Here is an 18,007-nt window from a genome sequence, read left to right on the forward strand (position 1 = left end):
TCGGATAAGACTTGTTTTTGCATGCGTATTTCAAGACGGGGAAGATAGGGGACAACGAAGTGTCGAAACATCGAATGGCACACGGAATTTTCGGCGAGATCGCCGCAATCGCAAGTGCTGCGGCCATGGCGCTCGCGGGATTGGCGGTCGCCATGCCGGCGAACGCGACTTCCGCAACCGGCGGCAACGGGCGTATGCTTCCCGACATCAATTGGGTCGAATGGGGCAATGCCGGCGACCAGATCACCGGCCCGAAGATCACGTGGACCTCGCCGGTCGAAATGGGTACAGGCCACTGGCTTTCGACCCGTTGCGCCTTGGCCCCTGCGGGCGACCCCAGTACCGCAATGTCGGCTTCTTTGCCGATTCAGGCGTACAGGACTGGCGTGTATAGCGGCGACGCATTGGCACAGATGTATTACGAAGGTGGATCCGGCTATGCCAACAAGATGACCGCCGGACTGGCCAATGTCAACAACGAGGAAACCGTGAGTTTCAGCTTCAGTTGCGCGGCATATCTGATCGATTCGGGTGCTTCCCCGACGCTTGATGGCAGCACGGTCACCAGTTCCTTCCAGCCTGTTCCCCTGCAAGGGCTTGTTTTCGCCGACGCCGAATCCAACAACTGGACGCGGCACCAGCAGGAATACATCAAAGCGACGCCAAGCGGCGGCAGCCCGACCTGGCGTCTGCTCGACAGCTACCGCACCCCCGGATGCAATACGAATTCCATTGCCGAGCTCAATGGCAACACTTTGCGCTTCCGTTCCGATGGTCCGCAGTGTGCGAACTGGGGTGGTACCGGTCCCTCGTCGGTCATGTTCCTGCAAGGTTCCACGGGCGCCCAGGTGACGCTTCGCGGCGGCGGCGTGACGGCCGTGGCGTTGGGCAGCATCATCGCCTCCGATTTTGGAGACGCTCCCGTAAGTTACGGTGCCGCAGGCTCGCTTTTCCAGCCCTCTTGGCAGGGCGGTGCGCTCGGTACCGATATTTCCGGAAGCCCTTATATCTTCCCTGATCCCAATGATCCTGACATTTCCATGCTCGGTGGTACCGCGTTCAATCTTTCGGCGGCGCGCGATAACGCATCCACCAATCCCAATAATGTTGCCAATTTCTCGCAACCCACTCCGAGGCTGGGTGACCACGAGGACTCCGAGGCCGAACCGCATTTCAGTTCCGGGGCAAACTGGGACGATGCCCACGGCGACATCGGGCCTGACGGCCATGTGATCAACGACGAGGACGGCATCGCTATTCCGAGCGATACCAAGGCCATCAACGTCACCCCCGATTCCACTATTTACCAACTGACCGTGAATTGTCATGGCACGGGCGACGTGCGCGGATGGATCGACTGGAACCACGACGGGACATTCAGTCCCACGCAGGCGACTTTCGGCGGCGTGAACACGAACGCCGAGGCCAGCAACCAGGTGGCCTGCTCCCCCTCCTCCAACACGGCGACGCTGAACTGGCAGGTGCCCGACGATGCGCAAAACCAGATTTCTGCCAATGGCAACCCCTCATATCTGCGTTTGCGTATTACAAGTGATAGGGGCTCGAACATGATGCCGACCGGCTTGGCAGGTGGCGACGGCGAAGTCGAGGATTACAAGGCCGACGTGCATGTGCCCACCCTGAGTGTGCTCACCAACATCGTCGGCGGCCGCAAGGACGGCACTGACCAATTCGACATGATTGCTCAGTCCCTTTCCTCCAGCGCAAGTGAACTCACCATGACCACGAGCGGCAACGAAAACGGCATCCAAACCGCACAGATCGAGCCGCAAAGCACGTTTCCAGGCAACCAATTTGAGATTTCTTCCAGTCTGGCGAGTGGCTCGGCCAGCAATCCTGCCGATTATGGGCAGACGGTCAAATGCGTCGATGCCAATAACAATGATGCGCCTGTGAACGTGGATTCCAGCGGGGTGCTGACCATCCCCAATAATTATGACGCCAACGTGCAATGCACCTTCCGCGAGAAGGCGTTCCCCGACCCCGCGCTGACAATGATTACCGTGGTGCACAACCGGCATGGCGGTACGCAGGCAGCGCAAGATTTCGGCTTCACCGCAGCCAACACCGACAATAATCCTTCGCACGTCTACACCTTCCGGAACTCGGCCGGAGGTGATTCGCACGTTGTGGTCGACGGCAGCTACACCGTCACTCCGTCGGCGTTGCCGCACGGATACAAGCAGGATGGCGACATTACCTACGTCAATGACGATACCGGAGTGCCGGTACCCATGGTCGATGGCAAGCCGCAATTCAGCTCCAATGAGCACATCATCGGCACGCGCGTGGTGGAAGACCTCCCGAGCCAGCTCACGTTGAAAACGGTGGTCGACAATTCCGAGGGCGGTTCGGCGCGCCCCAGTGATTTCAACTTCTCCGTGACGCTTGACGGCAGGGACCCCGTCGACCGGACGGTGTTCAACGAAGGCGCGCAGCAGACCATCGACGCCGGCAAATACACCATCAAGGGCGCGGATTTGCCCGCCGGATATGCGCAGGATGGCGAAATATCATATACTGATAACACCACTGGCAATATGATTACGCCTGTCAACGAGCAGATCATCATTCCCAACGGCGACAGCGTCACCGGCGTGCGCACGGTGCGTTCGAAGCCGGCGAAAATCGAGATGATTACGCACATCGTCGGCAACGGCAACGCGACCGTCGCCGACTTCCCGATAACGATTACGCCGACCAGCGGTCCCGCGCGTTCCCTGCCGGATAGCACAAAGGTGGATGTGCCGGCGAGCACGTACCGGATCACCACCGACCATTCGCGTGAGCCTGGCTACAAGGTCTCCCGCGACTTAAGCTGCGTGGTCAATGATTCCGACGATGTCACCATCACCGATTTCAAGGCCACTCTCCCCAACGATCAGAGCCTGGTTTGCGAGCAGACTGTGGCGCCGCAGACCGACGAGACGCTTACCTTCGAGACGAATGTCAGCGGCAACGGCGATGCCAAGCCGTCCGATTTCGACGTCACCATCACGCCAAGCGCTGGCGGCGGACCTTCGCAGACATATCAGCAAGGTACGGCGCAAGTGCCGAGTACCACCGATTTCACGGTTTCAGGCACTTCCAAGCCTGATTACGAGCAGGTGGGCGACATCGTCTACTACCTCAACACCGACACTGCCCGCGCGCATCCGCTTACGCTCGCCCAGGCACAGCAGTCGCTGCGCAACGGTTTGAGCGTCACCGGCGTCCGCACGGTGAAGGGGCATCGACCCAAGGTCACCGCGAAGATCGACCGCGACTATCGCTACGGCGGCACGGCTGCGGGCGACGGCTCGAAGGTAACGCTGGTTCCGGCAAGCGGTTCCGGGATTGATTTGACGGCAGACCAGGCCAAGTTCGTCACCTCTGGCACGTATTCCGTGCGTCAGCTGCTCAACGCGGGCTACAAGCAGAGCGATTTGACGGTGAAACTTGCGGATGGCACGCCGGTTGCGGTCAATGCCGCCAACGGCACCTTCGCCGTGTCGCAGGATGCCGATGTGGTGGTCATGCTTAAGAACGTGGACGAACCCGCCGAACTTTCCTTCTCGCGCACCGACCCAAACGGCAATACATTATTGTCCGGTTCCGAATGGCGTTTGGACGGGCCTGATGCGCAAAGCCTTGACGTCCCCGATTGCACCGCCGAAACCTGCACCGGACCCGATCGCGACCCGGCGGCCGGCAAGTTCGAGGTCACCGGCCTCAAATGGGGCAAATGGACTATCACTGAGACCAAGGCGCCTGTTGGCTACCAGCTCTCGCCGCCTTTCGCTTTGACGCTTGGATCTGGCCAGGATGCCGACGGGCTTTCCCCGTTCGTCGCCTTCCATGAAGGCAAGCCGCCGGTCGGGCCGTCGCATTCGGGGAATTCCGGGAGTAACGGCAATTCTGGCAATAACAGTAATTCCGGTGGTTCCGGGAATTCCGGCGCAAACGGCGGTAACACCGGCAACGGCTCCAATGGCGCGAACGGTAATACCGGCAACAGCTCCAATGGTGCGAATAATGCCAACGGCACAAATACCAATGGCACCGGCGTCTCCAACGGTGGCAGCGGCGCGAACGCTGCCAATGGCACGAATGCCAATGCCAATGGTGCCAATGCGGCCAATGGTACGAATGCCACCGACAACGCAAATCCGTCCAACGCAGCCAAAGGCAACGGCGTTCTCTCCGCTTCCGGCTCCACGGTGACGTTGGTCGCCGTCACTGTCGTAGCCACGCTTTTGCTGGGCTTGGCTCTCTCCGCAGCCGTCAGGCGTTATAGCCACCGTCAAGATAATGCCTAATAGACGGATACCGGTCTTGGCTTTCTCGGAAATTATCGGTAAAGACTAAGTCAGGTACCGGCAGATATGTGCCGATAAAAGCGGGGCGACAAGAATCTATCTCTTGTTGCCCTGACTTTTTCTGTTTCTTAGAAATTTACTTTTCGAGCTTCGCCTTGAGCCGGCCGAAGACGGACTGGCGCTGGCGGATGGCCTTGGGGAGGATCGGGCAGCCGGCGCAGACCAGGGATTCCGGGTCGGGGTCGCAGCCCTCGCCGGTGGTGGAGTTGCACGAGCGCAGATCGTAGACGTTGAGGCGGCCAGCGGTGCGTTCCTGCTCGATAACGAGGTCGACGAAATCCAGCGGCAGACTGAGCTCAGTGGCAATCATGCGCGGAGTCCGGCCGTTGGTGAGGCCGGCAATGATTTCTTCGGCTATGGAAGATGAGGGATTCTGCCGATTGGAGGGTTTCGTTATCGCTGCCGTTTTTGCCGGCAGAGTTTTGTTTGGATCGTTGTCAGCGTTCGAATCGTTGGTGTTGTTGGTATCTTTGACATTACGGAATATGTCATTGCGTTCGCCAAATGTTTCCGCTGAAACGGCATTGGCCTTTACGTTTTTGTTGCGACCTGTGGGGCGAAAATCGTCAGGATTAGTCTGATTCGATACTTTACGGAAACCATCGTTTTCGTTGCCGATATGTGCGGTCGTCATAGCAATCGCCCGACTTGGAAGACGATAATGGCCAATATATAGGCGACTATCAGCCCTGTCGCCACCGATTGCAGCGCGGTTTTCATGCCGTATTGCCGCTTCATTTCCGCGACGGTCGCCAGGCATGGTGTGTAGGCGAGGATGAAGATCATGAACGCCGCGGCCGCAGCGTTGGGATGGCCGTGGCTTGATTTTTCGAAGCTTTTGTGTACCGCCTGGCCGAGGCTCCCCTGACCTTCCGCCTGTTCGGATTGGTTGCCGGAATCGTTGATGGCGTAGCTCTGCGAAAGCGAACCGACGACGACCTCTTTGGCCACGAAACCGGTGACGAGCGCGGCCGAGGCATGCCAGTCGTTGAAACCGGCCGGCTCAAAGACTGGTGCGATGGCCGAGGAAGCCGCACCGAACACGGAATTCTCGACTTTGTCGACATGGCCGAAGGAATTGGTGCCGGCCGCGCCCGCCGAAATCGGGATGGCGGAAAGCACCCACACGATGATGAGCATGGTGACGATGACGGAGCTTGCGCCGGTGATGAACGACCAGAGACGCTGCAGCACGGACTTCAGCAGTTGCAGCAGCCGTGGCATCTGGTAAGGTGGCAATTCCATGGCGAACGGCTGGGTCTTAAGGTCTTTGAACTGCGTCTTGCGCAGCGCGAAGCCGACGGCCAGGATGATGGCGATGGAGCTGACATACATCAGGAAAATGGCCGCGCCAGCGTATTTGCCGAAGAACGCATAGGCCAGCACCACGTAGACGCTCAGGCGGGCGGAGCAGGAAGTGAACGGAATCAGTAGGCCGGTGAGCAGGCGTTGCCGCGAATCCGGCAGCGTGCGGGTGGAGGCCAGTGCCGGCAGGTTGCAGCCGAAGCCGACCACCAGCGGCAGGAAGGCGCGTCCGTCGAGGCCGACCATGCGCATCGCGCGGTCCATCACGAACGCTGCGCGGGCCAGATAGCCCGAATCCTCAAGCAGCGAGAGGATGATGAACATGATGCCCATCGGCGGGATGAAGGTGCACACCGTGATCGCGCCGTTCAGGAACCCGTCGACCAAAAGCGAATAGAACCACCCGTCAAGCGAGCCCTTGCCGGCGACAGCGGTGAAGATCCAGGCGATGCCGTCGGTGCACCAGCCGCGCAACGTGACGTCGAACCAGTCCTGCAGGGGTCCAGCCAGCGTGGTGGTCGCCTCGAAAACGAGGAACATCGTGATGAGGAAGACCACGAGGCCGATTGCCGGGTGCAGCAGCACATGGTCGAGCTTGTCGGAAAAGGTTTCGCGGTGCGCCGTGGTCACCGCGCCTTGCGGCAGTCCCTTGTTGATTTCCTTGAGTTTCTTGGCAATCCATTCGAAGCGCTGGTCCGAGGTCGCCCGCACCCATTGCGAGACTTCCTCCTGCGAGGCGCTCGCAGGAGGTGCCGGAATGCTGGTGACCGGCATTGGCTTGAGTTGCACATGAATTTCGCGGGAAACATACGCTCCACCCTTGTCTAAGGCCGGTGTTGTATTTTCCGCTTTTTCCATCGTGGTTTCCACGACTTCTGAAGCCTTGTGCGCGGCCTCGGTCACCGCCTCTTTGGCGACATCTGGCAGCGTTTGCTGGGTAGCTTTGCCGTCGGCAAGATACGTATCTATATTGTCGTCTGGTTTTTTTGCGGTTTGTTGGTGCGGTTTCGTGCCCGACGACTGTTTGGCGGTATTCGGCAGGGTTTGTTGAGCAGGCTCGGCAGAGGCTCGGTAAGCGTCATCATCATTGCCTAATTTCTCTGCGGCGGGCCGTTGCTTGGTTTCGTTTCGGTTTATGTTTGCTGATATGCCGTTATCGGCATCTGCTTGAGCAGATTCTGGTCGAAAATCCTTTATTGTCAACGAAACTTGTGATTGTTCGCCACTGTCGACTACATCCGATCGGGCTGTTTTGTTTGCTGGCAAATCGGCATGCTTGGATTCACTTTCAGCTTTCTGCGCTCTGATCTCGGTGAGTGTCGCCGCGATGGTGTCTAATAATTCCACCTTGCCTTGACCGGTGCGGCCGTCGACACGGACCATCGGAATGCCCGGAAGCGTATGTTTGAGCCGTTTCAGTGTGACGGGCGAATCCTGCCTTTCGGCCAGATCGAGCATGGTGACCGCAATGATGATCGGAAGGCCCAGATCCATCAGCTGACTCAATAGGTAATACGATTTCGAAGGCGAAGTGGCGTTGAACGTGAAGACGATGACGTCGGGACGCGCGTAGCTGCGACGACCCATCGCCGCCTCTCCCGCGACCTGCTCGTCCGGGCTGTAAGCGTCGAGCGAGGCCGTGCCGGGGGTGTCGATGAAGTCCCAGCGTTCGCCGTCGCGCTCCAAGCTCCCCGATTCCACCAAAACCGTGGTGCCGGGAGCGTTCATCACGGTCGCGCTTGCTCCGAGCACCGCGTTGAAGAGTGTTGATTTGCCGACGTTGGGATTGCCGACGAAGACGATACGAGGGTTGGCGTGCACCGGTTCGCCGGTGTTGTCGGCCATACCTTGCATACCGGCCATGTGGTCGGATTCGCTGTGATGATGGTGGCCGTGGCGTTGCGGCAGCAGCACCGCAAGTCCGCGCCGATGGTGGTGCCCGCCGTGGCCGCCGTGGCCGGAATGGCCCTCTTCGTCCGAACCCTCCATGCCATGCCCGCCTTCGGGTCCGCTGACAGCTCCCCCGCCGCAGCAATCCGCAGGTTCCGGCATCAGGTCAGGGTCGTTGGGATCAGTGCCATCGAGCGTTTCGGCGGGTGATGCGGCCGTAGTTGTTTTGTCCATAATTTGCCCGCCAGATCTTGTTGATATGGGTATTCGGTACTATAAACGTTGCGTCTGTGGGGCTACGAAAATATGCCGTGCAGTGGCGCCGTCGATGGCGATGCGCTCGCCGCCATGTGCCACCACGCATCCGCCGAACATCGCTTTTTGAATGACGCGAATCGGTTCGTGCATGCGGAATCCGAGCTCGTTGAGCCTGAAGCGGTTACGGGCCTCAAAGTCCATCCTGCATATTTCCATATCCACGCCAAGCGGGCAGGTTCGCAACGATTCGGTCATACTTCGGAGAATAGTTCATTGCGCGTGCCGAGTAAAGACTTTTTCTTGAAAATCTTAACTTTTTACTAAGGAAATGTGATTAAAGAAAAATTCGTTAGCGTTCTGTCTAATAAATTTATTCCATATTATGCTAAATATTTTTGAAATATGGCATAATATAGAATAAATGATAATAAAAAGACAAAAATGGTGTGGCTTATGGTGGAACACATTGAAAGTCCTGTAGAAATCTCACTGCTGAAAGCCTTGAATCCATTTTCTCCTGGCGCGGGACGTCAACCAGCTACATTGGTTGGCAGAGAACATGAGCTTGAGCTTATGGATTTATTGTTGGCACGGACTAAAGCCAAACGAACGTCTCAAGGTATTATCTATCGCGGTTTGCGCGGTGTTGGTAAAACTGTTTTATTGATTAGACTCCAAAATATGGCCCAAAAAATGCATATGCCGACTGTGCGTATCGAAGCTACCGGTAATGATACTGATGATTATGTTGAATTGTTCAAAGGTCTTGCGAAAGTTAGTAGAAATGTAGTCAATACGAAGTTTCGTCAAAGAATTCTTAATATTTTTGAGAACGTCCAATCCATGTCGGTTAATGTTTTAGGCAACGGGATGAGTGTTATGAAATCCACTGGCGACATGTATGGTAACATGCCTCATTCCAATGCGTATCAGCTTGAATTGTTGATTGAAGAGATTTCGCAAGCTGCTCAAGACTCTGACCTTGGACTATTTGTTTTTATTGATGAATTTCAGGAAATGTCCTCTGAGCTCATGGGCACGTTGATTACATTACAGCATCGTATGGGGCAAGAGAATCTGCCGTTCTATATTGTCGGCGTTGGCTTGCCGGATTTGCCAGAAGCGCTTACAAAATCACGATCATACGCTGAGCGGCTTTTTGATTATCGAAAGGTGGGCAGGCTATCGTATGAGGACACCGCACTAGGGTTCCAAAACACTGTCGCGAAGGGAGGTAGAAAATTCAATGATGAGGCACTTGAAAGGTTGGTGGAAGACTCGCAGGGTTATCCCTATTTTGTACAGGCTTATGGAGCAGCTGCTTGGAACCAGTCGACCATTTCCCCCATTCCGCTTGAAGCTGTAGAACGAGGGGAGGCAGAAGCTCGCAGATCACTTGATGAGGGATTATATGCTTCTAGATGGCAACGGGCAACCCCTGCAGGCCGTACATATCTTATGGCCATGGCTTCGATGAATGATCGTGAAGATGAGGAAAATGGTTACGCAACAGGTAAAATTGCGGAATGTATGAATCGAGATCCGCGTGAACTATCAAAAATGAGAGGAAAATTAATCGAACTTGGACTAATCTATTCTCCGGAACGTGGAAAAGTTGCGTTTACCGTGCCTGGGATGGCAGATTTTATTCGGCGTGTAAAGCCGTCTGCAGAACAGATTTACGACAAACAGAGTTGAGAGAATATTAAATTCTTTTTAATATTGTTGTTTTTCCTGTTATTAATAAGATAATAGGTATCCTGCTTCAATGCTTTGGGAGTGGAGCTAGCCGGGTTCGAACCGGCGACCCTCTGCTTGCAAAGCAGATGCGCTACCAGCTGCGCCATAGCCCCAGAAACACAACGATTCTTAAGTGAAACCTTCGGGATTTGAACTTTGAGAACCTTGCGTGGGCCCGGGAGGACTTGAACCTCCGACCTCATCCTTATCAGGGATGCGCTCTAACCAGCTGAGCTACGGGCCCAATCAGCACGCTTTAAGACGTACAAAGGATTAGTTTACCATCTAGACGTTGATAGTCAACCCAACGTCCTTGCGTGTCGTGAACGTTTGTTGAAGATATGCCGTTTACAATGAGCGATTGCAGAATGGCCGATGTCTATCACGGCTTTGGCGAGAACAAGCGTCAGCGATGTCAAATGTAGCTCGGATTTTGTGCCGTTAAAGTTTCGAGGCCATTTGCTATGTAAATTTAGGGGATGGGTGCTACCGCCTCTATCACGAAGAATATGCTCCGTTGTCTTAGGGTTAGGGGCAGTAAACGGTGGGTTCTGCCTCCAATCCAGGTGCGACGTAAGGTTTTGCTGACGGTTTGGAGGTATAAGCATCGTTTCAGCCCCCAATGCGCTGGAATTTTGGCCTGTATTTTGTTGGACGCCGGGGGAGTCGGCGAATCGTTTGCCCTTGGTACAGGTCAATCGCGTGCGAGACAATGCAGGCATGCCTTATCGTCGCCGGTCGAAAGCCAGAACCGTTTCCAGCGCCATACTGCGCGTAGATGATTTGGATGTCAGCGTGACTCGCAAGACCATGCGGAATATGTATCTGCGCGTCAAGCCGCCGGCCGGGAAAATCGAAGTAAGCGCGCCGGCGAGGATGAGCGACGAGCGGATTGCCGATTTCGTGCGGCAACGCCGGAACTGGATCGATGAGCAACGCCGGAGACTCCAGGAGGCTCAGCGTCGTATCCCATATGATTTCGATGGCTTACAGGATCTTGGAACGCGAGGGACCCAACCTGATTTCGATGGTAATGCAATCGGGGGTGTCGGTACCAGTGGGCGCCTTGCCGCCGGCGGCAACGGGCAAAGCCATAGTGCTGGGTTCCAATGGACGGATGAGCGCAAGCGTTTGGCACAGGCCAATATCAACGCGCAACTTCCCACGTTGTTGGAGCGGTGGGGGTCAGTCATTGGGCGGAAGCCGACGCATATCACGCTGCGGTTGATGACCTCGCGCTGGGGGTCCTGCACGCCCGCGACCGGGCGTATCCGCCTCAACCTGCAGCTCGGACTGATGGATTCACGATTTCTCGAATATGTGCTCGTCCACGAGATGACGCATCTTTGGGCGAGTGGCCATGGAACCGAATTCCAGCGGCGGATGAGCCGATATCTGCCGAACTGGCGGGTGTTGCGGCGCGATCTCAACCGCGAAATGGTGTGGTAACAAAATTCTCGCTCACACTAACCCATGGTTGCCAAAAGAAAGATGGAAATACATACAGCATCTTTTGGTAACCCTGGGCTAGTGTGAGCATCGACCAATGATGACCCCCATTTTTCCGAATTTGCGAGCTCGACCCAGCTCTTAAAAGGGAAGTTATGGATATCTATGCATTTTTATGTGTCTTGCCGAGGGTTAAACGACGGATTTTGCGGTAGCGTTACTATTGAAGTATTGCCGCCTCGGTGACGCGGTGGCATCTACATAGCGTGCTCGAAAGGGCAGCGAGGAGGTTTCTTGAATGGCGGGAACATTGGCCGGCGATACGTCGGAAAATGAAGGAAAATCGGAAATCAGGCTCGGCAATACCGTGACGTCCAAGCGTGTGGTGGTCACTGGCGCATCCAGCGGCATCGGGCGCGCGACGGCGTTGCAGCTGGCGTCGGTCGGCTGGAAGGTTGTGGCGCTTGCACGGCGGAAAGACAAGCTTATCAAGCTTTCTGACCAGCTTGGCGACGCCTGCGAATACGTGGTGTGCGACGTGACCAATGAGATGTCGACGCAGGCTGCAGTCGCGAGGATTTTGCGCGGTGGACCGGTGAAGGCGCTGGTCAATTGTGCCGGCGGGGCCATCGGACAAGATCCGATTGAAGAGTGCAACGTCGATGACTGGCGCAAAATGTATGACGTCAATGTGCTCGGTACGTTGCGCATCACCCAGAAACTGCTGCCGGCCCTGAAGAAGGCGCCAGGCGGCGGCACCGTCGTGGTCGTTTCCTCGACGGCTGGTATCGAACCTTACGAAGGCGGCGGCGGATATTGCGGTGTGAAGTCCGCCGAGCGTGTACTGGCCCAGACGCTCCGTTTCGAGCAGGTCGGTGAGCCACTGCGAGTCATCGACGTCTCGCCCGGCATGGTGCGGACCAAGGAATTCTCGCTCAACCGCTTCCATGGCGACAAAGCCAAGGCCGATGCCGTCTACCGGGGCGTGCCGAGTCCGTTGACAGGCGACGACATTGCCGAGTGCATCGAATGGGCGCTCGACTTGCCCGATAGCGTTGATATCGATTCGATCGTGGTCCGCCCGCGCGCGCAGGCTTCGGCCCAGCGGGTCTATCGCGAGGACTGAATAGAACTGATATAGCTTGATATAAAAGTGCGCCGCCACCCATATTTGAATGGGTGACGGCGCACTTATGGTTATTAGAGTTCATAAGGTTTCACGCGAATGTGATTACTCGACATTACTCGGCGGAACCGGACAGCCCTAAAGCTCAGGCGTGGGCCTGCTCTTCGATCAGGTGGCTGTTCATGAACCAGTTGAAGTGCTCGAGTTCCTGCACGTGATCCTGCATGATGTTGGAGCTGATGACGTCGATCGGATCGAGCTCTTCGTAGGCCTTGCGCTCGGCGACGATGAAGTCGGCGTAGTAGTCGACCAGTGCCTTCAGATAATCCTGGGTGTTCTGGCGGCCCATGAGCTTGAATTCACTCCAGGTGCGGTTGCTGATGATGGACTCCGGAGTGCCTTCGGCGCTGCCGCCAAGGGTGGCGATGCGCTCTGCGGTCTCGTCGGCCATGTTGCGCACGGCGTCGACCTCAGGATCGATCATTTCGTGCACGCCGATGAAGCTTGGACCGGAAACGTTCCAGTGCGCGTGCTTCAGGATCAACGAGGCCTCTTCCTCCTGCGCCAAACGATTCTGCAGAATCGAGACGATCTTATCGGATGCTGCCTGATCAATACCAGGGCTCAAAAATTCATTTGCCATAGTTGTTTTCCTTCCTTTGGTGAATATTGCTAATTACTATTCTAATGATTAGTAGTGTGCATCTCAGCGGTTCATCATTAGCCCAATCGCGCCGAAAACCTTGAAATGTCGCGGTTTTTGAGGTAACGAGGCTGGGTTGTTGCTAGTTATCGAGCCCAAAGTTTGCGTGTATTGAAGGGTTCGCCACGTCATCTGCAAGATTGTCTGACAAAACGCCGCCCAACGTCCAGATTCGCGTTGCGCTCTATGGTTTTCCTTTGCGTTGTGCGGTGTTCTGAGGCCTTGCTGCACTGTTGTTTATCTCGATTATGTAAAATGTGTTATGGATTTTTGCTTTGTGTTATGGCTGTTGTGGGTTCAGTTGAAAATTATTTCGACGTAACTTCATTCTGTTTTCGTCAATGACCGTATTGACGGTTGCATATTCCTCATCAATCAAGCGAAATGCTGCTGGAATGTAGGTTGACATCCACCATCGGTGTTCCCGGTCGGCTGGCGGAGTGCCTGTTGGCGATAATCGGCTGGCCGTCGACTGTCAGGGTGCTGCTGTGGAGTTCCGCCAGATAACCGAAATTCCGCGGTAAGCCAGATATGCGAGCACTGCTGTTGTGACAATTGATATCAAGATTATTGCGCACGTTTCCGTTCCATTTCACGCTTCCGCCATGGGTCGTCAAAGAGGCGGCGTCAACCGAGATGTCGTTGATTTTAGCGGAACTGCTATGCAGATTGAGGTCAAAGTCATGACTTTCCAGTCCGGCGATGACGAGACTTGAGCTGTTGAGGGCGGCGGTCGTTTGTGCCATCGGCTGTGAGACTGGAATGATCACTTCGACATAGGCGTTCCATTGGGCGGGATTGAAGACGTTCATCAGAGACATATGGTCCCAGGGTGTTCCGGTATTGGCGATGTGTAACGTACCAGCCGTGTTCGCGATCTGAAAGTCGGAGGCCTTGCAATGGTGGAATTTGATTTCGAACGCGCCGGAATCGCTCGGTTGGGTGGTGATTCGGCCAGCCATCGAATGCAAGTGGAAATCAAGTTTTGTAATCGGCAGTGAGCCGGTGAACCGTTGGTTTTTCACAATGACGGTTGGGCTGTTTTGTTTCTGCATTTCGGTTTCGTTTCTTATTGAATCATTCAAGGTTTGGGTTTGTTGCGGATTGGCGATGATGAAATCTGTTGATTTGCTTTGGGAATTTGTATTTTCTGTAGTGCTATCGTTCTCATCAGCAGGATTGCTGGTTTCGACAGATGTCGAATCATGATAGAAATTTTCTTGAAAATGATGTGCCCAGTGTGCGATGAGGGCATAGGTATCGGCGCAAAGCAGCACGGTCTCGCTCGCCTCGCTGAACGGCAGATCAGCGACGGAGTTTCGCATCCATTCGGCCACGCTGCGATGGTTCGTTTCGAGTGTCGTAAGCAAACGACGACCGGTGGCTTCGTCGGTCTGATAAAGATTCGCAACCATTGCCACAAAGTCGAAAGTGATGTGTGGCGGTGCCGAGGCGATTTCGTCCATAAGATCATCGAAATGCTGCGTACCTTTTGACGTTATGGAGTAGACGCGCTTTTGCGAGGAAGCTTCAGAATCGTCGGTGTCGATCGCGGTATAGCCGTCATCGCAAAGTTTGATGGCGATTCGGTAGACGGATTGCTCACTGACCTGAACCCAGTTGTTTACGCCGCGCGAGGCAAGGAATTTGTTGATGTCATAAGCGCTCATCGGGTGGTCTTTCAACGCCCCGAGCGTCATGAGTTCGATGGAAGGCAGTGCCATGGTACACCCCTACTCTAACTATTAGTACTCTTACTGAGAGTAAATAGTATCGCATTATCGGTATATGTCAAAATCGGACAGAATCGATATCTCAAATATGAAGTCCGCTCGTTCTTTTTTGAGGACAATTCTTCATTCCGTACATGTTTTATCAATTAGCAATTTGCAAACTTAAAGGTTGAGCATTTGCTTTTTTGAAGGTTGTGCGTTTGCAAACTTAAAGGTTAGCTGCTTGCTTTTTTAAAGTTGATGCCAATCTTTCCAGTTATTCCGGCGTTCTGGGCAGTATTTTGATTTCACTTCTGTTCTATTTTCGAATGGCGGGATTATTCGCAAACTTGAGAGTTGATCATTTGCTTTTTTGAACATCAAGCATTTGCAAACTTGGTAGTCGACCATTTGTTTTTTGAACATTGATGTCGGCTTCGTTGCTATTTCGGTATTTTGGCAGTGTCACAATCAGCCTTATTTTTAGAAGTTCGCGATATTCCAGAAATGCCTTTCTGGTGTCAGCGGAATGCTCTTAAGCGCGTTCAGTGTCGTAGTGAATTCAGTACGTTTTAGCGGTGCAAACTCACATATCTGGTGGATCGACCTGTGCCGAGCTTTTGGATTTGGTTGTCGTTGAGCAGGGTTTTAAGCGTGCGTTCGATGGTCGAAGTACTGATATCGGGAAGTGTTTGCTGGATATCGGCTTTGGAGAGCGGACTAAGACTTTGATTGAGAACGTCGGTGATGCGTTGCTTTTTTGTTATCGAATGGCGCGCGGGAGTTGGAGTGCTTACGATTGCGGCGCGTTCGTCAAACTCACGGTAGGCCGTCAGAATGATGCCGAGCAGATAGTTGACGAATGGCGTGTGATTATTGGTATTTTCGTTCCAGCCGACGGTGCTTGCGGCCAAAGCCTCATAGTAGGTGGCTCTGCTTTGCTCGATAAGGTGCTCGATGCTGATATATTTTCCGATTTCATAACCGGAACGGTAGAGCAGAAGCAGCGTCAGTAGCCGGCTCATGCGGCCATTGCCGTCATTGAACGGGTGGATGCAGGTGAAATCGAAGACGAACATGCAGGTCAGCAGTAAGGGATCAATGTCGCCGGCTTCGTTCGTTTTGTTGTAATCGTCGCAAGTCTTCGCCACGAGTTCCGGCGTCTGAAGCGCCGATGGCGGCCTGAACCTAACCTTCGCGTGGCCGGTTCCATCTGTTTCGACGATCATATTGTCGCTATCTTTCCAGTGGCCGGCGAAAGCAAGTGGTGTGTGCTTGAAGAGATCGCGGTGCAGCTGCAAAATGACGTTCGGTTTCAGCGGTATATACGCATAATTTTCGTGGATGGTCTTGAGGACGTCGCGATAACCGGCGATTTCCTCCTCGTCGCGGTTTCGCGGCGCCACTTTTTCACTGACGATACCGGCTAAGCGTTTGTTGGTAGTCGAGATTCCCTCGATGCGATTTGACGCGTCAGTGCTTTGGATGCGTGCGACGTTGGCAAGTGGCTCTGCGAGCTCAGGACTAACTTGCAGCTGCACATTCTGTCGCCCTTTAGCTTCGTGAACCGCATTGAGCAGATTCACGGTCTGCGTCGTCAGCAACTCGTGTCCAGATTTCTCATAGTCGAAAGTATGCATGTTATCTGCACCATTTTCTGGATCAATAATTATTTTTCTGCATCATATTATAGCAAAGTGATGCAGAAAAATGTTGGATGATGCAGAAAGCGATGCTGGGTTGCAGCTTTTTGTTCTCGGTATCGCCAGTTTTAAGTCGCTGAGCACACGTCAGTGGCCCTTTTATGGCAGTAAATTAAATTTCCGCCATAAAAAGCCTGCTGAGTATGCGTCAGTGGCTTATTTATGGCGCAAAAATAGATTCACGACATAAATGTGCCGTTGACTAACTCTCGGTGGCTTATTTATGGCGCAAATTTGGAGCTTCGCCATTTTTAGGCCGCTGAGTGCCGTTGCTGTGGGCAATTGGTGGCTTGGTATTGTGCTACTTACTTGTTTCGGCCGCGTCCGCATCATCCAGCCCACTCTTGCGGACTTCAATGGTTTCGATGCGTCGACCGTCGACCTTGGTGACCACCATGTCGTAGCCGTCGTCGGAGTGGAGGGTTTCGCCTACCTCGCCCATGCGGCCGGTGTGCGCGAGGAAGTAGCCGGCGACCGTTTCGTAAGGTCCGTCTTCCAGCTCGATGCCGGTGAGGTCGGCGAAGTCCTCGATGGTCATGCCGCCGTCGACCGTGACTACGCCGTCGACGAATGCGGTTTCGCCGTTGCGGCCGTCGCCTACGCCGTTTGCCGCAGCGCCGTTATTATCTTCTGGCAAATCGTATTCGTCGCGGATATCGCCGACCAGTTCCTCGGTCATATCCTCCAGCGTGACGATGCCGTCGGTGCCGCCGTATTCGTCGATGACTACGGCCAAGTGAATCCCCCGCTTGCGCAACAAAGCCAAACTTGGCAGAATCTTCGAAGTGCCGGGCAGCGAAATCCCTTCACGGGTTACGTCGGCGACGGTTTTCGCGTTCGGGTCGCGCACGTCGAGCAAATCGCGGACGTGCACAAAACCGAGCACGTCGTCAAAGTCCTTGCCGGTGACAGGGTAGCGGGAATATGGCATCTCGCGCACATATTTCGCGGCCTCCTCGATCGGCTGCGAACCTTCCAAGAAAACGACATCAGCGCGGGGCCGCATCACCTCAGCCACAATGGTTTCCGAGGCGTCGAACACGTCGTCCAAAATGGTGCGTTCGTCCTTGCTGAGGTTGGTGTTGGAATTGACCAGCACGCGCAGTTCCTTGTCGCTGACCTCGGTTTCGGTCTGGCTCGGGTCGAAGCCCAGAAGCCGCACAATGCCGTTAGTGCTTTTGCCGATGAGCCAGATGATCGGCCGGCAGATACGAGCGAAGATATCGATGGCCGGCACCGCGGCGCGCGCGATCTGCTCGGTGCGTTGCATGGCGATGCGCTTCGGCACCATTTCCGCGATGACGATGTCGCAGAAGGAAATGATGAGCGTCAAGACGATGGTGGTGCCTGGCGAAGCGATATGGTGCGGAATCCCCCAGCTTTCCACGACCGGCTCGACCCAGGGCGCGATGGCTGATTCGCCGAACGATGCCGAGAAGAAGCCAGAAAGTGTCACGCCAATTTGCACGGTGGAAAGGAAAGTGTTCGGGTCGCGCGCGATGTGAGCGACTTTCTGCCCGCGCGCGTCTTCCTGCTCCATCTCGTCGAGCTGCGAGCCGCGCAGGCTCACCAGCGCGAGCTCGGTGCACGAAAACACGCCACCGATGATCAGAAAGACGAAAACAAGGACGATATCCAGGGCCAAAGACATGCTTTCAGTCTAGAAGAGCGGCGGGTCATTGCTGTGTCTTTAAGCGGCCATGTGCAGTATCGTGCTCAAAGTATATCGCCAGAGGTCTCGA

General features: G+C 54.8%; 12 protein-coding genes and 2 tRNA genes. 5 read left to right on the forward strand and 9 right to left on the reverse strand.

Translation table 11 applies throughout. From position 1 onward, the window contains the following. Positions 1-74: 74 nt before the first annotated feature. Positions 75-4,319, forward strand: a complete 4,245-nt coding sequence (locus PT275_RS07655) for a CshA/CshB family fibrillar adhesin-related protein (RefSeq protein WP_277153795.1) — start codon at positions 75-77, stop codon at positions 4,317-4,319. A 136-nt stretch (positions 4,320-4,455) separates the two neighbouring features. On the opposite strand, the gene PT275_RS07660 is transcribed toward PT275_RS07655, so the two are convergent. From PT275_RS07660 to PT275_RS07670, 3 genes are read right to left on the reverse strand one after another with little or no spacing between them, the layout of a single operon-like run. Beyond that, entirely contained in the window at positions 4,456-5,013 is a 558-nt protein-coding gene (locus tag PT275_RS07660; protein ID WP_277153796.1) for a hypothetical protein, read from the reverse strand. Further along, positions 5,010-7,808, reverse strand: coding sequence for a ferrous iron transport protein B (gene feoB / locus PT275_RS07665; protein ID WP_348519517.1), 2,799 nt, complete (start codon positions 7,806-7,808; stop codon positions 5,010-5,012). The genes PT275_RS07660 and feoB overlap by 4 nt, the downstream gene beginning before the upstream one ends. A gap of 39 nt (positions 7,809-7,847) precedes the next feature. Further along, entirely contained in the window at positions 7,848-8,087 is a 240-nt protein-coding gene (locus PT275_RS07670; protein ID WP_277153797.1) for a ferrous iron transport protein A, read from the reverse strand. A gap of 198 nt (positions 8,088-8,285) precedes the next feature. Here PT275_RS07670 and PT275_RS07675 point away from each other — a divergent pair, with 198 nt between their 5' ends. Next, positions 8,286-9,530, forward strand: a complete 1,245-nt coding sequence (locus PT275_RS07675; protein ID WP_277153798.1) for an ATP-binding protein — start codon at positions 8,286-8,288, stop codon at positions 9,528-9,530. An 82-nt stretch (positions 9,531-9,612) separates the two neighbouring features. Here PT275_RS07675 and PT275_RS07680 read toward each other — a convergent pair. Together PT275_RS07680 and PT275_RS07685 are read right to left on the reverse strand one after the other, a co-directional pair. Next, positions 9,613-9,685, reverse strand: a tRNA-Ala gene (locus tag PT275_RS07680). 57 nt (positions 9,686-9,742) lie between these two features. After that, positions 9,743-9,816 (reverse strand) — tRNA-Ile (locus PT275_RS07685). 476 nt (positions 9,817-10,292) lie between these two features. Between PT275_RS07685 and PT275_RS07690 the strand changes: the two genes are divergently transcribed. Continuing rightward, the gene (locus PT275_RS07690; protein ID WP_277153799.1) at positions 10,293-11,021 is read left to right on the forward strand and encodes a SprT family zinc-dependent metalloprotease; all 729 of its coding nucleotides are present in this window, start codon (positions 10,293-10,295) and stop codon (positions 11,019-11,021) included. 298 nt (positions 11,022-11,319) lie between these two features. Further along, positions 11,320-12,147, forward strand: a complete 828-nt coding sequence (locus tag PT275_RS07695) for an SDR family NAD(P)-dependent oxidoreductase (RefSeq protein ID WP_277153800.1) — start codon at positions 11,320-11,322, stop codon at positions 12,145-12,147. A gap of 145 nt (positions 12,148-12,292) precedes the next feature. Here the strand turns inward: PT275_RS07695 and PT275_RS07700 are convergent, their stop codons facing one another. The 3 genes from PT275_RS07700 to PT275_RS07710 all read right to left on the reverse strand — a co-directional run bounded on the left by PT275_RS07700 (position 12,293) and on the right by PT275_RS07710 (position 16,202). Beyond that, a complete protein-coding gene (locus PT275_RS07700; RefSeq protein WP_277153801.1) occupies positions 12,293-12,790 on the reverse strand; it encodes a DNA starvation/stationary phase protection protein in 498 nt (165 codons plus the stop codon). A 431-nt stretch (positions 12,791-13,221) separates the two neighbouring features. After that, positions 13,222-14,574 (reverse strand): PadR family transcriptional regulator, encoded by a 1,353-nt coding sequence (locus tag PT275_RS07705; RefSeq protein ID WP_277153802.1) that lies wholly within the window; start codon positions 14,572-14,574, stop codon positions 13,222-13,224. Between the two features lie 560 nt (positions 14,575-15,134). After that, positions 15,135-16,202, reverse strand: coding sequence for a Fic family protein (locus PT275_RS07710; RefSeq protein ID WP_277153803.1), 1,068 nt, complete (start codon positions 16,200-16,202; stop codon positions 15,135-15,137). Positions 16,203-16,272: 70 nt separating this feature from the next. Here PT275_RS07710 and PT275_RS07715 point away from each other — a divergent pair, with 70 nt between their 5' ends. Next, entirely contained in the window at positions 16,273-16,455 is a 183-nt protein-coding gene (locus PT275_RS07715; protein ID WP_277153804.1) for a hypothetical protein, read from the forward strand. A 111-nt stretch (positions 16,456-16,566) separates the two neighbouring features. Here PT275_RS07715 and PT275_RS07720 read toward each other — a convergent pair whose 3' ends face one another. Beyond that, positions 16,567-17,916, reverse strand: a complete 1,350-nt coding sequence (locus tag PT275_RS07720; RefSeq protein ID WP_277153805.1) for a hemolysin family protein — start codon at positions 17,914-17,916, stop codon at positions 16,567-16,569. Between the last annotated feature and the right edge of the window lie 91 nt (positions 17,917-18,007).

This window comes from Bifidobacterium sp. ESL0745, from assembly GCF_029433335.1.
In the GTDB taxonomy this organism is placed as follows: Bacteria; Actinomycetota; Actinomycetes; order Actinomycetales; family Bifidobacteriaceae; genus Bifidobacterium.

What these genes read in the sequence shown, in the direction of transcription:
- PT275_RS07655 (WP_277153795.1), top strand. Translation starts at nt 75, where the DNA reads ATGGCACACGGAATTTTCGGCGAGATCGCCGCAATCGCAAGTGCTGCG.
- PT275_RS07660 (WP_277153796.1), bottom strand. Translation starts at nt 5,013, where the DNA reads ATGACGACCGCACATATCGGCAACGAAAACGATGGTTTCCGTAAAGTA.
- feoB (WP_348519517.1), bottom strand. Translation starts at nt 7,808, where the DNA reads ATGGACAAAACAACTACGGCCGCATCACCCGCCGAAACGCTCGATGGC.
- PT275_RS07670 (WP_277153797.1), bottom strand. Translation starts at nt 8,087, where the DNA reads ATGACCGAATCGTTGCGAACCTGCCCGCTTGGCGTGGATATGGAAATA.
- PT275_RS07675 (WP_277153798.1), top strand. Translation starts at nt 8,286, where the DNA reads ATGGTGGAACACATTGAAAGTCCTGTAGAAATCTCACTGCTGAAAGCC.
- PT275_RS07690 (WP_277153799.1), top strand. Translation starts at nt 10,293, where the DNA reads ATGCCTTATCGTCGCCGGTCGAAAGCCAGAACCGTTTCCAGCGCCATA.
- PT275_RS07695 (WP_277153800.1), top strand. Translation starts at nt 11,320, where the DNA reads ATGGCGGGAACATTGGCCGGCGATACGTCGGAAAATGAAGGAAAATCG.
- PT275_RS07700 (WP_277153801.1), bottom strand. Translation starts at nt 12,790, where the DNA reads ATGGCAAATGAATTTTTGAGCCCTGGTATTGATCAGGCAGCATCCGAT.
- PT275_RS07705 (WP_277153802.1), bottom strand. Translation starts at nt 14,574, where the DNA reads ATGGCACTGCCTTCCATCGAACTCATGACGCTCGGGGCGTTGAAAGAC.
- PT275_RS07710 (WP_277153803.1), bottom strand. Translation starts at nt 16,202, where the DNA reads ATGCATACTTTCGACTATGAGAAATCTGGACACGAGTTGCTGACGACG.
- PT275_RS07715 (WP_277153804.1), top strand. Translation starts at nt 16,273, where the DNA reads ATGTTGGATGATGCAGAAAGCGATGCTGGGTTGCAGCTTTTTGTTCTC.
- PT275_RS07720 (WP_277153805.1), bottom strand. Translation starts at nt 17,916, where the DNA reads ATGTCTTTGGCCCTGGATATCGTCCTTGTTTTCGTCTTTCTGATCATC.